Source organism: Paenibacillus sp. sgz302190 (assembly GCF_059820445.1).
This window is the reverse complement of the sequence record NZ_JBZYAO010000048.1, coordinates 44,288-59,088: the sequence shown is the minus strand read 5'-3', so window position 1 is coordinate 59,088 and position 14,801 is coordinate 44,288. Positions and strand designations below refer to the sequence as shown.

Here is a 14,801-nt window from a genome sequence, read left to right as displayed (position 1 = left end):
CATAGTGAAGGATCGCTCTTTCAAACGGAACAAACAGACAAAAGCTAACAAATTCACGAAGACCAAGCGGCGGGGGCTATAACCGCTTAACCTGACAACATTGCCGTGGGAGTGGGCCCGCCGGAGGGGCGCCGCGAGCCCGGCCGCATCCAATGAACCTCACGCCATGTCCGGTTATTTCGGTACTCATGTGTAAAGCAGCTGTTGCCGAGCACTGCGACTTCCCGATTCTGATATCCGACTTCCGCCAATCCAAGCACAAAGCTTCCTTTGCGAATTTGCCGTATAGCTTTCGATTAGCGTCGGTCGGCTTGCAGTAAAGTCCGATCTCACCCACCGGTTCCTGCAATTCCCGTTCGTGCTCAACCAAAGCAGCCATCGCTTCCAACAGCATCCTCCCATTGCGGAATTCGGCCTCCAGATAGAGAAGTTGTACTTCAAGTTACTTTAACGGATGAGACTACTACAGAAACTGAAAAGAAAGCGCTTTATGTCAGGTTTCATTGACATTTTCCAAGCTGTAAAGGCATAGCCATGGGAGAGAGGGACAAGCGCGAGCGGGCGCCGTTGTGCGCGGTAGGGGGGCCGCGCCGCCGCGCCGTAGGGCAGCATCGCACGGAGTACGAAGCGAATGCCGCCGGGCGCGGGAGGTGCGCCCACGAGCGCCGCCGTCGCGCCGTAGGACAGCGTAGCACGGAGCGCGAAGCGAGCGCCGATGGGCGGCCCTGCGCAGAAAGCCTGCAAAAGTACAGTTTTTGCTCGGATGATACTCTGGAAATGGAAAATTCCTGCAAATGTGCAGGCTTTTCACCGCGAACACGGGCTCAGATTCATTTTCATCGAAAATTCCTGCACAATCGCAGGCTTTTCGCCCAAATGAACCATTTTTACGGAAAAAAACTGCACTTTTGCAGGTTTTCACTCTGACAAGCCGCCCTGTAGCCCCTTACTTTAGTGTCGTAACCCGTACAGGAGAGTAGTGGGTTGAGGAAGGGCGGCTGCCTCCCCCACTGCTTCCTCTAGCGCGTCACTTTATCGACAATCTGGTTTTTGCAGGTTTTCAACGCTTTAGTGGGGATGCGCCTCTCTAGTGTACGTCCCTCAACAGTTTGCACTTTATACGAAAATAGAACGCAGCAGCCTGATTATTTTCATTCAGTGGTACGACGTACATGGGGGTTATGGGGGGAGCAGCTTACGAAAATAGAACGTTGTAGCCTGCTTATTTTCATTCAGTGGGCGACGTTCACAGCGTCAAGGGAGTTTTTGCAGCTTACGAAGATAAAACGCAGTTGACCTGACTATTTTCATTCTGTGGTGTAACGTCGACGGGGTCATGAGACTTGTTGCAGGTTGTCCGGGTTGATCGTTTTGTGAGTTGTCCGGCTTCATGGCTTTCGCAGGTTTCTGCGCTGCGCTGTGCTGAGCTTGCTGGAGTCGCGCACCGTTTCCTTCAACTCCCCGCGGAGCCATGCAAATTTTTGCCGCCGCTGAGTTTCCACGGTAATTTCTTTTATGTTGCTCGGGAAACGAGCGCCTGTGCATGATGTCGTAAATTTATACGTCAATGTCGTTAAATTGAACTAAAAATAAAGCGAATACTGTGCTACATTTAGCAGAGGATGTCTAAATTTTATACATGGAGGAGCGATTGCGATGACTCTGCGTATTGGCAAAATCAGCTATTGGCACGTACATGCATGGGATTATACGAAGCAAGCCCAGGAGCATCCGGATACGGAAATTACCGGAGTGTGGGACGAAGATCCGGTCCGCGGCAAGGAAGCGGCCGACCGGCAGGGGGTGCCGTTCTTCGCATCGCTCGACGAGCTGTTGTCCAGCGGCATCGACGCGGTCATTGTCGACGCGCCGACAAACCGGCACAGCGAAGTTATGTTGGCGGCGGCGAGAGCGGGCAAGCACATTTTCACGGAAAAGGTGCTGGCGCCCACCCTGCGCGAAGCGAATGAAATTGTAGCCGCGGCTGACAGCAGCGGCGTGAAGTTGACCGTCTCGCTGCCGCGCCTTAACGACGGATATACGCTGGCGATCCGCGATATTTTGGCGCAGGGGCTGCTCGGAGACGTTACGCTCGTGCGTGCGCGGCTGTCGCATAACGGGGCGACGGCCGGCTGGCTGCCGGAACATTTTTTTAATGCGGAACAGTGCTGTGGAGGCGCTTTAATCGATCTCGGCTGCCATCCGATGTACCTGACGCGCCTGTTTCTGGGCGAGGCTCCCGTCGATATTACGGCGCGGTTCGGCTATGTGACCGGCAAGCAGGTGGAGGACAACGCGGTTGCGATGCTTTCGACCGGGTCCGGCGCGCTGGGGATCGTCGAAGCGGGGTTTGTGAACAGTCAATCGCCTTTTACTATCGAGATTCACGGCACCGAAGGCACTTTGCTGTACGGAACGCCGGAGAACAAGCTGTTGCTGAGAACGGGCGGCACAGGCGGGCGGTTCTCGGATGCGTGGCATGAGGTTCCTCTCCCCGACAGAAGGGCAAGCGCTTTCGAACAATGGGTGGAGCACATCCGCAGCGGTACGTCGGCCGAAGAAAATATTCGTCTGGCCGTGGAGCTGACCAAGCTGATGGAGGCGTCTAACCGGTCGGCACGCGAGAACCGCGCTGTCCGACTGGATGAGCTCCAAGGCTGACAAGGAGGAAGCCGGTTTGCACACTGGAATCTCTTACGAAGCGATGCGGGAGCGCCAGGACGCTTTGGAGCGACTCGATCTTACCGTTCGTTGGGGGCATTACGAGATCAGGGTGCTCCGGTTTCATCTGACCTCCTTTGCTCCCGGGAAGACGGTAGCTTTTCACAAGCATTCCGAGTTCGAGTTCCATTTTATCCCGCGCGGCAAAGGGAAAGTGATCCTCGTCGACCGGTGTTTCGACCTGACGGGCGGGCAGTTTTATTTGACGGGTCCGGGCGTCATGCATTTTCAGGAAGCGGACGCGCAGGAAGCGATGGATGAGCTGTGCTTGCATATCGATATCGTCGACAGGAGCTCGGTGTATGCGAACGCGAGCGAATACGGGGCGGACCCCTGGGAGATTGCCGAAGCGAAAAACTGCGTGGACCAGCTGCAGGGCGCACCGCTTGCCCCGGCCGAGGACATGTACGAAGCGATGCCGTTCTTCCTGGAGGCGTACACCGCATGCTGCGAAAATGTTCTCGGCTCGTACACGACGATCAAGCAGTGCATCGTGCAAATTTTGCTCCGCGCGGCCCGCGCCTATGGAGCCGACCGCGCCCGGCCCGAGCTTCCTTCCCGCGATTTGAGCGTCAACCGCTACCGGTTTGCACTGCAATACATCCGCGCGAACTATGCGGGGACGTTGACTCTGGAGGATGTCGCCGAGAAGCTGAACATCAGCTCGCGTCAACTGCAGCGCATTCTCAAGGCGCACCACGGCGAGCGCACTTTTGTAGGCATCGTGGAAGATGTCAGGCTTGAAGCCGTATGCCGGAAGCTGGAGGAAAGCGAGCTGTCGATCGACAAAATCGCCATGCTCGAAGGTTTTGCAAACGCGAATTATTTGCACACGGTATTTCGCAAACGTTTCGGCATTACGCCCCAGGAATACCGTATGCGCAACGGGCACGGGGTCTGACCATGACGGCCTGCCTTGCAGCACTGTACGGCGGGTTGGTGGAGGATGTGAGTTGCGGCACTGTACGGCGGATCGATGGAGGATGTGGGTTGCAGCACTGCTCGGCGGATCGATGGGGGAAGTGGGTTGCAGTGCCGCCCGGCGGGTCGGTGGAGGATGTGGGTTGCAGCACTGCCCGGCGGATCGGTGGAGGATGTGGGTTGCAGTGCTGCCCGGCGGGTCGGTGGAGGATGTGGGTTGCAGCACTGCCCGGCGGATCGGTGGAAGATGTGCGTTGAAGCGCTGCAACGCGCTCCGGGAGAGACGTGCGCACAGAAAGCTTAACATTTTAAAAGGAGGAGTCAACGATGACACGAGTGTATCGGATAGGCATTATCGGCTGCGGAGGTATCGCGAACGGCAAGCATTTGCCGAGCCTGAGCAAGCTGCAAAACGTCGTGATCGCGGCATTTTGCGATATTGTAAGGGAAAGGGCCGAGGAAGCGGCCAAAACGTACGGCCCGGAAGCCGCGAAGGTTTATACGGATTATGCGGAATTGCTGCAGGACGAAACTATCGATATCGTACATGTATGCACGCCGAACGATTCCCATGCGGATATTACGATTGCGGCGCTGGAAGCGGGCAAGCACGTCATGTGCGAAAAGCCGATGGCCAAAACCGCCGCAGACGCGAAGCGGATGGCGGAAGCCGCCCGCCGTACCGGCAAAAAGCTGACGATCGGCTACAACAATCGTTTTCGCCCGGACAGCCAGCACCTGAAGGAGCTTTGCGCCGCCGGGGAGCTGGGCGATATTTATTACGCCAAAGCTCACGCGATCCGCAGACGTGCGGTGCCGACCTGGGGCGTTTTTCTGGATGAAGAGAAGCAGGGAGGGGGTCCGCTTATCGATATCGGCACACATGCGCTCGATCTGACATTGTGGATGATGGACAATTACAAGCCTCGGGTCGTGCTGGGCACCGCATACCACAAGTTATCGCAGCGCGAGAATGCAGCTAACGCCTGGGGGCCGTGGGACCCTGCCAAGTTCACGGTGGAAGATTCCGCATTCGGCATGGTCGTGATGGAGAACGGCGCGAGCATCGTGATCGAATCGAGCTGGGCGCTGAACTCGCTTGAAGTCGACGAAGCCAAGTGCACGCTGTGCGGCACGGAAGGCGGCGCCGATATGAAGGGCGGCCTGAGCATCAACGGCGAAAAGAACAGCCGTTTGTTTACGACGGAGGTGGAGATGAACGCCGGCGGCGTCGCGTTTTACGACGGGGCCAAGGATAGCGCGCCCGATCTGGAGATGAGGCTGTGGCTGGACGCGATCGACAACGACCGGGAACCGGTGGTCACCCCGGAGCAGGCATACGTCGTATCGCAAATTCTTGAAGCGCTGTACGAATCGTCCCGCACAGGGCAGGCGGTTTATTTCAACCAATAAGACCGGGGCCGTTCGGGCCCGAAGGCGAAGTTCGTTTGTGATCGACCGACCGCCGCCATGCAGCGCAGCACCGCGCGCTGTGAGCTGCGCGAAGTCCGTCAAGCGGGCTGCGTTTTTGGGCTCTTTTTTATGATTTGACAAATTCGTAAACCAGGCTGTTGCTTAAGCTTGGCGTATAGTACCGCCCGGTATGGACGAAGCGCAGCAGAGGCTGATGCCTGTCCGACAACGACAGGACGATCGCCGGCTCGCTGTTGTGAATGCGGATCGTGCAGCCGGGCAAATACCGGGGAATCGTGCGGACAGCGGCGGCTACGACGGTGGCGTGATAGCAGGTGCTTTGAAAAGCCTGGACGATATCGAGTGCTTCCGCGTACATGGAGCGGCACGTCTCGGCAAACTTTTCAAACAGGTTCGCGATTCCGCATATTTGCGGCTGCTCCCCAAACGCTTCCCCGCGCAGCTCCTGCGGGTAACCGGTTCCATTCAAAGCCTCGTGATGCTGAAGCGCTATCATTGCCGACATTGCGCTTATTTCCGGGTGCCCCTGCAGCATCTCGTAACCCGCCTGCGGGTGCTCTCTGCGGCTCGCGGCCCGCTCTTTGCCGATGTCGTGCAGCAGCCCTCCGACGCCGAGCTCGAACAGTTGCCGGCTCGTATACGGAAACCGCAAGCCGATTTGCAGCGACCACAGCGCGACGTTGACCGCGTGGGCGTATAGCCGTAAGCGCTCCGGCACGGAACCGGAGGGCAGAGGGACGATCACTTTTTTTTTCGCGCACATGTTTAGCATGGCTGTCACGATTTCTTCGATCTTTTGCATGTCCAGCCGCCCGCCGGCGGCCGTCTTGTAAATGTCGCGCGTTTGACGAACCCAATCTATCCAGACGGGCGAAGCGATCAATTCGGGAAAACGTACTTCCCGGGTCATTTCATCCTCGACTACAATTTTTTCAATCCGCAGCTCGGTTAATTGCCGCAAAAGGCAGCAGTCGAGCTGCTCGCCGGATGCGTACAGGCACGTTCCGTTTTCATCGAATACGGGACGCACAAGCCGGCAGATGCCGGGGGCGATTTCGTTCAGGTTCACGATGTGCATGGGGCCGTCTCCTCGTTGTTATTTTGCAGCAGCTCGGCGATAAAGCCGGGCAGTTGATCTTCGGGCAGCGGACGGCTCAACAAATAGCCTTGAGCGATATCGCAATTTAATTTTTTCAGCTCCGACAGCTGTTCGTCCGTTTCAAGCCCTTCCGCGACGACCACATAATCCAGTTGTTTGGCGAGCTGGACGATGGACTGCATAATGATCGATTCGCGCGGATTTACAACGTCCTGGGTGAAGGAACGGTCGATTTTCAAGGTGTGGAGGGGCAACCGTTTCAAATAATTGAGCGAGGAATAGCCTGTGCCGAAGTCGTCGAGCGCAAGCAGGACGCCGATCGTTTCCAACAGGCGGAGCTGCCGCTCGGCGAATTCGAACGAGGAAATCAGCATGCTTTCCGTAATTTCCAGCTCGATCGATTGCGGCTGAAGACCGGCGTTTTGAAGAATATGGTTCACTTCGCCGGGAAAAGAGCTATCGGACAGCTGCGCGGCGGAAATGTTGACCGACATCGTCGCGTCCGGGAACGAGCGGATAATTTGCAGATGGGCCGCGCACGCCTGTTCCAGCACCCATAAGCCGATCGGCTTGATGAGTCCCGTTTCTTCGGCAATGGGAATGAATTCGGCGGGCGGAATGAAGCCCATGACCGGATGCTTCCACCGGAGCAGTGCCTCAAAACCGCGCAGTTCGCCGGTAAGAAGATCGAACTGCGGCTGATAATGCAGAGAAAGCTGATCTTTGCGAAGCGCATGGTACAGCGCGTCTTGAAGCTTGTACCGCTGAAGCAAAGCCGCTTCGGAAGGGACCGCGGCCGGTATTCCGCCTTTTTGCCGAAAGGCTTGCAGCGCCGATTCGATAAACGTTTCGGCTTCCTCGCCCTGATGCTTGAAGGTCGCCGTGTCGACAAAAAGGCAAAGAGGCATATGGTTGATCTTGTACGGCTTGGTGATGACGAGCCTGAGTTTGTCGGCATAAGCATCGATTCCGCGCTTAAGCTCCTGTTCCGTGAGGCACAGGATGAATTCCTGCTCTCCGACGAACACCGGACGCTCGTCCTGAAGGCGAAAGCTCATCTCCTGCAAAATGCGCCTGCGGAAGCCATGGCCGTAAACGGCGCCGATGGCGGACAGATTGTCCAGGCGAAGCGCGATGAAAGAAAACGGGATGCGCTTTCGAATCAGCCGCCGAACCTTGAGCTTAAGCCACTGCTTGTTCGGAAGCCCGCTTTCCGGGTCGATCAGCCTGGCCGTTTTGCGCTGCGACTCGGCTTGAATGAAGTGCATAATGGAGCATGCCGCCAGGGGATTGAGCAGCAGAATAGGGACCAGGGCTTCCGAAATGAGCAGCTTCGCCGAAGGCGGCGGCAGCAGGAAGACCCATCCCACATTGGCGCCCAGGACCGAGAGCCCGAACAACGTTGGAAACGCAAATTTGCCGGACGCGCCGTATTTCATATGGATCGTGCGGTACATAAGCCCGATGGCCGCTGCTGTAGCCGCCATCATGACGCCCGAGAACGCTCCGGCCCCTCCGAGCCACAGGCGGAATCCTCCGGTCAGCACGAAGCCGATGGCGGCAGCAAGGGCTCCGCCGTAAAAGCTTCCGAGCGCGACAAGGATGCTGCGCATATCCAGCATAACGCCATCCGCGAGATGAATCGGCATGTTCATCGACAGGAGAGCCGCGCAGCCGAAGATGCATCCGCAGACAGCGTGTTTGGCCCATTTTTTCCAATGGATGGCGAGGGGGAGCAGATGATTGACGAGAATGATGAATAAGGCGATATCGCCTAAATTTTTGAGCAGATTGAAGGCGATTTGTGAAGAGGACAATACGCGGACCTCCGATCGTTCGTTGGATGCTGTCCTCATTATGGAAAAAAAGTTTTTAGGAACTTGAGAGATGGATATTAGCAAAATATTAAATTATCCCGAAAAAAAGAGAAGTCCGCATTGGACTTCTCTTTTCATTGAATAAATTTGTAGCCGACTCCCCAGACCGTTTTAATATAACGGGGGGATTTGGGGTCTTCCTCGATTTTTTTTCGCAGATTGGTGACGTGGACGTCGATCGACCGGTCGTTAATGAACGAATCGATGCCGCGGATCGCGTTAATCAGCTCATCGCGGCTAAACACTTTTTCGGGCGATTTCACGAACAGCTTCATGATCTCGTATTCCGAATAAGTCGTTTCGATAGCCGTTCCGGCCATCATGATGACTCTGCGTTCCTCGTCCAAATAAATGGCGGCTTCTTTTTTCGCGGCGGGCTCGACGGCAGGAGGAGTGGGCATCATTTGCACTCTTCGCAGAACCGCTTGAATTCTCGCTTTCAGCTCCTGCATGCTGAAGGGCTTGCTGAGATAATCGTCCGCGCCGACTTGCAGAGCCTGAATGCGGGTATTGGTTTCATTTTTCATGGAAATAACGATGATCGGGGTTGCCGTTTGCGCCCGGATCGCCGAGCAAAGATCGATGTCCTGGGCATCCGGCAAAATCAAATCCAGCAAAATGATATCCGGCGTATATGTTTTTAATGAAGAAAAGCCCGCTTGCGCCGTATCGGCACGCTCTACAAGGTATCCCTCTTCTTCCAAATAAAGCCGCAGCATCTCGCCAATGATATTGTCATCCTCAATGATAAGGACCTTAACCAATGTGATTCCCCCCGTTTCATAAGACAGGTACGTTAAAAAACTGTTAGTTTTGCTCATATTTTGCTAACAATTTGCCTAGTATTCATTATATATTGACGAAATTTGTAAGTCTATTATTGTTTATGTCGTTTCATCCATAAGTTCGCAGTTTCGATTAATAATTCAATTTGATTTTTCAATTCCTGCATAAAAGGCTCGATCCGCTCTTCCTCTAGAAAAGCCTGCTCCAGTTCGCTGGCCGCCTGAAATACGCCGTGAGCGGACAAAGTGGCCGCAGCGCCCCGCAGCCTGTGCGTGATCCGCCCCGCCGAATCGCGGTCCTGCTCTTCCAGGGCCTGTTCGATCTCGGCCGAAATTCCCGAGCACTCGGCAATAAGCGCTTCCAGCAGCGTAATAAACAGCTCTTTTTTGCCGTCCAGCCGCCGTAAAGCTTCGTCCGCGTCCAGAGGCTGCCTGCTGGCGTGCTCCTGCCGTTCTTCCCGGGCTGCGGCGGCAAGGGGACGAGCGGAACGGTCCCACTGGCGGACCATCGAGATGAACTGCTCCGGATCGAGCGGTTTCATGATGATGCCGTTCATGCCCGCATCTAGGCAGGACTGATGCTGCTGCTTCGTCGTATCTGCCGTCAGCGCAAGAATCGGCAGGTCTTTGAACCTGGCGTCGGCGCGAATGCGCAGCGTCGTTTCGATGCCGTCCAGCTCCGGCATGTGCACATCCATCAATACAAGCTGGAAGGATGCTTCGTTCAAAGCCAGCAAAGCTTCATAACCGTTGTTGGCCGTAGTTACCGTGTAGCCTTGGCCGATCAGGATTTCGCGGCCGACGGTCTGGTTGATCAAGTGGTCTTCGACGAGCAGTATCGGCGTTCCCCGGCCCGCTTCGGGAACTTTCGGGCCAAGCAGGGCCGCATAGTCCTCAACCGGCGCGGAGAGCAGATGCTGGATCGAGTCGCGCAGATCGATGAGGCTGATCGGCTTGATCAAAATTCGATCCGGCCTGGACTCTTCCGGCAAAGCCTGGATGGCGTCCCGGCCGGCCAAAGAAGTGTAGACGAGCGTCCGCAGGTCTTTGCGGTCCGCTTCGCGCTTCATGCTTTGCCAAGTCTCTTCGCCGTGCATATCGCCGGCTTCCATATCGAGCATGAGCATATCCAGCGGCAGCTCATCCAGCAGCTGCATCGAGCGCTCCCACGAATCCGTTCCCGTCGCAGCGCATCCCAAAGTTTGCAGCAGCGCGATCAGATGCTCCCGCATTTGATCGTGGTCTTCGACAACGAGGACACGCTGCTGCAGGTGGACGGCCGGGTCTTTGGCCTCGTCTTTTTGCAATGGAAGCGTGAAGGTGAACAAGCTGCCTTGTCCTACTTCGCTTTCTACGTTCAGCGTGCCGTTCAGCCGCTCCAGGATGCTTTGGACAATGACGAGTCCGAGCCCGGTGCCGCTGTATTTCCGGCTTTTCGAGCCGTCGACCTGAACGAACGGCTGGAAGAGCTGGCGCAGCTGCTCCTGCGTCATGCCGACGCCGCTGTCCCGCACGGAGCCCTGCAGCCATACGGTGTCTCCGTCCTCCTCCAGCTTGCGGATGCGCAGCTCGATGAGGCCTTTTTCCGTAAATTTAACCGCATTGCTGGTCAGATTGAGCAAAATTTGATTCAGCCGGAACGGATCTCCGATATAGCGTTCGGACAGACAGCCATCGATATCGATAATCATATCGACCGGCTTATGCCCGAGCAGCACGCTCAATGTGCTGGACAGTTTTTGCACGGTTTCCCCGAGTGAGAACGGTACGGACTCCATGTTCATCTTGTTGGCTTCGATTTTGGAAAAATCCAAAATGTCGTTAATAATTTGCAGCAAGGATTGGGAAGAGGTGATGATTTTTTCCATATAATCGATTTGAATTTCGGATAAGCTGGATTTTCGCATCAGGTGGGAAAGGCCGATAATGCCGTTTAGAGGCGTGCGGATTTCGTGGCTCATCCGGGCCAGAAACATGCTTTTGGCCTGATTGGCCAGTTCGGCCTCTTCTTTGGCCTGGAGCACCTCGATCTGCATCTTTTTTTGTCCGGTCACATCGCGAACGATCGTGGAGTAATAAAAATCTTCCCCGGCCGTCGGATGAGCGACGATCGTCTGGTGTGTCGTCAGACGTTTCCCGGTAGATGTGATCACTTCGATTTCGTGCTCCCAATAGCCTTCTTGCTGCGCTTTCAGCAAGCCTTCGGTGAACTGCGCCATTTGATATGCGCTCATGTAGCTGTTGATGTTGGTGTCGAGCGGCTCCCGCTCGTTGATTTCGAACAGACGGATGCCCGCCTGGTTGATGAAAAACATATGGCCTTTCATATCGAAAGAGGCGATGCAATCGTGCGCGGAAGCCAGTATGCTGAGCAGGCGGTTGCGGGTTTCTACGCTTTCCTTGTCAACGGTGATGTCTTTTGCAATAAATACGAAGCCCTTGGGTGAATTGTCCTTATCGGTCATGATGGTGACATTGGCGTTGACGGGCAGACGTTCGCCGCTTTGCTTGATCCAGGTCCATTCTGTATCCGTTTCCAGATTGCGCAGCGCTTTGATCACAAGCACCGAGCAGTCGGCGGCGACTTTTTCCTTCAATTCCTCCGAATAGGCGCGGGCGCGCCGCTCCAATTGCTTCCGGTCCAGCCAGAGCAGCGGCGTTTTCTTGAACAGCACTTTCGCGGAATCGTACCCGAGCATTTCTTCCGCGCGACGGTCAAAATAGGTAATGCGGAAATCAAGGTCCGTGACGATCATCGCATATTGATTTTGCCGGAAAAACGTTTCGAAAGGCTCAAACAAGTCCCGCAGCTTCTCCATCATTTCGTTGACGGATTCGGACAGCACGCCAAGCTCGTCATGCGACGGGGATTCCAGCGGTTCGATATAAAAGTTGCCGCCGGCTATTGCCTCGGTCGCGCTGACGATAGGCTTGACCCTCCGGGTCACGAGCGAATTGACCGCCAGGTATATGCCCGTGAGCAGAACCGCTTCGGTCACAAGCACGATGACGATGGTATTCCATAATACGCTTTTGACGGGAGCATCAAAGGTGGAAGTAGCGATGGAAAGCGCCAGATGCCAGCTTGTATTGGGGACGTTTGCATAAAAAACGAGACTTTTCCGGTCGTTGATGTCCACTTCGAAATGGCCCTTTTCATGCCTCAGGGCTTCTTGAATGTCGGCTGTGGCGTTGGGGAAATCCTGCAAATAGTTGGTATTCGGATTCGGGATACTGCTCGAAGATGAGTTGTACAGGCCGCGTCCTTCCCGGTTGACGAGAATAAAGCGGCGGTCCCCGGTCTGATTGTCGACCCGCAGCTGTTGGGCAAACACTTTTTGGGCGTCCAGGGCGACTCCGATTATGCACGTTACCCGGTCGAGATCGTCAAATACGGGAACCATGATCGTCACGATGTACTGGTGATTGATCAGCCCGATATAGGGATCGGAAACGGCGGATCTGCCCTGCAAAGCTTTTTGAAAAACCGGAAGACCGGAAATGTCGGCCGTCTTTCCGTCTGTTGCCGTCAACGTCCCGTTCGTGTCCGCAATGCCGAAATTGGAAAAGTTTTTCAGCTTGCCCTGCTGCAATTCCCGGGACAAGTAATCGAGTCTTTGCTGCAACGAACCGATGCGCATCACAGTGGTACGGCTAATGATTTCAATTTCGTCGGTTCGGACGGAAAAATAGTTATCCAGGTTCTGGGAGGCGACCTCTACGGTGTTAAGGGTTTGCTCGACCAGTTGGTCGTTGATTTTGGCGGTCGACAGCCGATAGTTCGTAAAACCGACCAGGCAAAGGGAGAGCGTAGTTCCCGCCATCAGCATGATCATCATTTTGATATGCAGCGATAATTTCATGAAAAAAGCCTCCTCCAATTCCTCATACTTCATATATCGTCATCTGGCGCTCACAATTGAGAACAATATAAGCAAGCCGGGCCGGAGAAGTTCAGCGCCCAAATGAACAAGCAGATATAATGAGTATAAACGATTATTGCAGGGCCGGCGTCATTCCCGGCATTCCGGCGCCGGCTTCAGCATGCGGGTTTATCCGCTTTTTGCGCGTCAAGTTGGCCGTCTGACATTTGGTTTAGCACGCTGAGCGCGATTGAAATGCAGCCTGGTTTAACGTCTGAAAACATGTTCATTGCCCCGAATCCCCCGCTTCTAGTATAAAAAAGGAGGGGCTCGCTGAACGATATCACAGCAGCGCGCACCGCAAAAAAGGAGAGGAGCTGAACAAAGTGAGAAAGAAGGCAAGTCTGTTGTTGGCAGCGGCCGTCATGACGGCATCGATCACCGGCTGTGCGAAAGATACGCCATCTGAAGGCGCTAAGCAAGCAGCGGAAACTGCAGGGAAGAAAGAGCCGGTCACGTTGAAAGTGGAAGTGTTCGACCGGGGGAATTCGCCGACCGGGGTTACCGTAACGGACAATCCATGGACGAAATGGGTTCAGGACAAGTTCGGCAGCCCGAACAACATCAAGATGGAATACATTCCTGTGCCCCGCAGCCAAGAGGTGGACAAGCTGAACATCATGATGGCCAGCGGCGATGCGCCGGATATTGTGTTTACGTACGATATTAAAACCGTTCAAAAATATGCGGACCAAGGGGGTCTGGCGGAGCTGGACGACACGCTGAAGGAGCATGGCGCGAACTTGACCGGCTTCCTCGGCAAAGATACGCTCTCCTACGGTCTATACAAAAATAAACAATACACCATTCCGGCGAAACGGGTGTTTCAAGGCCGTTATTCCTCGTTTATCCGCCAGGACTGGCTGGACAAGCTGGGACTCCCGGCGCCGAAGACGACCGAGGAGCTGTACACCACGCTCAAAGCGTTTAAGGAAAAAGATCCCGGCAATACCGGCGGCAAAACGATTCCGATGGGAATGGCGCTTTCAGCCGCTTCCTATGACCTGCTCGTATGGTCAGGCGTAAAAGGCGCAACCGAGGAAGAAAAGGCGACGCTCACCCAGCAATTGTCGGGGCGCGAGTTCCCGCTGCTGCTGCCGGGCCATAAGGATGCCGTCCGCTTTATGAACAAGCTCTATAATGAAGGCTTGGTCAGCCCGGATTTTGCGCTGGACAAGGATAAGAAGAAGCTGCAACAGGACATTATGACCGGGAAGGTCGGCTTCTATACGGAGGATGTCGGAAGCAGCTTCGGTGATACGCCGGGCATCTATAAAACGCTGCAAAAAAATACGCCTGGCGCGAAGCTGCTGCCGATCGACACGATTTCCAACGCGGAAGGGAAATATGCCAAGGCGCTTTATCGCCCGGCGGGGATGTTCATCATGATTCCGAAGTCGAGCAAGCATCAGGCGGAGGCGATCAAATATTTGAATTGGATGTCCCAGAAGGACAACCTGTTTACGCTAATGAACGGGTTCGAAGGCAAAAATTATACGCTGGAAAACGGGCTGCCTGTTGGGATCGATTCCGAGGAAACGAAAAATTTGATGTATAACTCGTCGGACATGGCGATTATCTCCAACGGCAGAGACTTCCAGAATGCGGACAAAAATATGGAAGCCATGGCGATTGCCACTCCCAAGGAGTACCGCAGCGATTATACGCAATCGCTCAAAATTTCCATGACCGATGGCTTTAATGAAATCCGCTTCAATACTCCGATCGATTCGGAAGCGAAATACGGCAAGACGCTTCAGGAAAAGTACGAGACGCTGCTCGTAAAATGTATGCTCGTCAAACCGGATGAGTTTGACAAAACGTATGACGCGATGCTGAAAGATTACATGAGCAGCGGCGGCCAGGAAATCGTTGACGAGCGCAAAGCGGCTTATGCGGCGGAGAAGAAAGGAAAGTAAATGAACGGACAACAGGCGGCGCGGACAAGCGGCAATGTGCTGCCGAGCGCGCTGCCCGCGTCCTGATTTGCGCATGCAGGGAGGATGCGAATGCATGGACTGCAGCTTCCCGCATGCTTTCT

Annotated in this window: 8 protein-coding genes; 4 read left to right on the top strand and 4 right to left on the bottom strand. The window is 54.9% G+C overall.

What is annotated here, in order from left to right; translation table 11 throughout:
* Positions 1 to 1,656: 1,656 nt before the first annotated feature.
* The 3 genes from AC6RNO_RS32765 (at position 1,657) to AC6RNO_RS32755 (ending at position 5,055) form a co-directional block, all read left to right on the top strand.
* Positions 1,657 to 2,661, top strand: a complete 1,005-nt coding sequence (locus tag AC6RNO_RS32765) for a Gfo/Idh/MocA family protein (RefSeq protein ID WP_497107992.1) — start codon at positions 1,657 to 1,659, stop codon at positions 2,659 to 2,661.
* A gap of 16 nt (positions 2,662 to 2,677) precedes the next feature.
* The gene (locus tag AC6RNO_RS32760) at positions 2,678 to 3,622 is read left to right on the top strand and encodes a helix-turn-helix domain-containing protein (protein WP_497107991.1); all 945 of its coding nucleotides are present in this window, start codon (positions 2,678 to 2,680) and stop codon (positions 3,620 to 3,622) included.
* Between the two features lie 347 nt (positions 3,623 to 3,969).
* Positions 3,970 to 5,055: a Gfo/Idh/MocA family oxidoreductase gene (locus tag AC6RNO_RS32755; RefSeq protein WP_497107990.1), complete on the top strand. Its 1,086-nt coding sequence runs from the start codon at positions 3,970 to 3,972 to the stop codon at positions 5,053 to 5,055.
* Between the two features lie 127 nt (positions 5,056 to 5,182).
* Here the strand turns inward: AC6RNO_RS32755 and AC6RNO_RS32750 are convergent, their stop codons facing one another.
* From AC6RNO_RS32750 to AC6RNO_RS32735, 4 genes are all read right to left on the bottom strand, one after another.
* Entirely contained in the window at positions 5,183 to 6,154 is a 972-nt protein-coding gene (locus tag AC6RNO_RS32750) for an HD domain-containing phosphohydrolase (RefSeq protein ID WP_497107989.1), read from the bottom strand.
* Entirely contained in the window at positions 6,142 to 7,992 is a 1,851-nt protein-coding gene (locus AC6RNO_RS32745) for an EAL domain-containing protein (protein ID WP_497107988.1), read from the bottom strand. The genes AC6RNO_RS32750 and AC6RNO_RS32745 overlap by 13 nt, the downstream gene beginning before the upstream one ends.
* A gap of 134 nt (positions 7,993 to 8,126) precedes the next feature.
* Positions 8,127 to 8,816 (bottom strand): response regulator, encoded by a 690-nt coding sequence (locus AC6RNO_RS32740; protein ID WP_497107987.1) that lies wholly within the window; start codon positions 8,814 to 8,816, stop codon positions 8,127 to 8,129.
* Between the two features lie 113 nt (positions 8,817 to 8,929).
* Positions 8,930 to 12,700, bottom strand: coding sequence for a response regulator (locus AC6RNO_RS32735; RefSeq protein WP_497107986.1), 3,771 nt, complete (start codon positions 12,698 to 12,700; stop codon positions 8,930 to 8,932).
* A gap of 386 nt (positions 12,701 to 13,086) precedes the next feature.
* Between AC6RNO_RS32735 and AC6RNO_RS32730 the strand changes: the two genes are divergently transcribed.
* Entirely contained in the window at positions 13,087 to 14,679 is a 1,593-nt protein-coding gene (locus AC6RNO_RS32730; RefSeq protein ID WP_497107985.1) for an extracellular solute-binding protein, read from the top strand.
* Positions 14,680 to 14,801 lie beyond the last annotated feature (122 nt).